Source organism: Streptomyces hydrogenans, from assembly GCF_014656075.1.
Lineage (GTDB): Bacteria > Actinomycetota > Actinomycetes > Streptomycetales > Streptomycetaceae > Streptomyces > Streptomyces hydrogenans.
This window is the reverse complement of record NZ_BNBS01000315.1, coordinates 1-686: the sequence shown is the minus strand read 5'-3', so window position 1 is coordinate 686 and position 686 is coordinate 1. Positions and strand designations below refer to the sequence as shown.

Annotated in this window: 1 pseudogene; it reads left to right on the top strand. The window is 71.3% G+C overall.

The window, feature by feature from the left end:
• Positions 1–686, top strand: a pseudogene (locus tag IE321_RS41625) (hypothetical protein); the annotation flags it as partial.

Here is a 686-nt window from a genome sequence, read left to right as displayed (position 1 = left end):
TGATCACCGGCCTGCTGGACTCGTGGCAGCTGTACGGAACCTGGGGGACCCTGGAGGGCGACGGCACGGGCAACACGCAGAAGCCGATCCCCTTCACCGCGAAGTCCCTCGCCTCGGGGCAGACGGTCAAGCTCCTCGACTACGCCTACGGGTACGTCCAGCCCGGCCCCGACCACACGGCGTACGTGCGCGGCGGCACCGTCGAGCACGGCGACGGCCTGTACCGGATCTCCCTCGGCGCGGACGGCAAGCCGACCGCCGAGCTGGTCGCCGACACCGGGCTCCCGGTGGCGCTGGGCTACCTCGGGGCGCAGATCCCGCAGCCGTTCGACCTCGCCTCCCCGATCCCGCTCAAGTGGAAGCTGTCCCGCGAGAACGCCGACGTCGACCTGACGATCACGCACCGCGCGACCGGCAAGTCGTTCTCGAAGACGCTGCACCTCTACAGCGAGTCCGCGGGCAGCGAGTACTACTACGGCGACGACACCTTCGGCATCACCTGGGCGCAGGTCGCGGCCGGCTCCCAGATGGGCAAGGACGCGGCGGTCGGGGCGTACGACTGGTCGTTCACGGCCCGCCCGCAGAACGGCGTCGGCCCGGCCGTGGAGGCCTCCGGCAGCTTCACCGCCGTCAAGAACGCCTCCTCCCCGCACGACCTCGACTGGGACGGCGGCCCGGACCTGCTG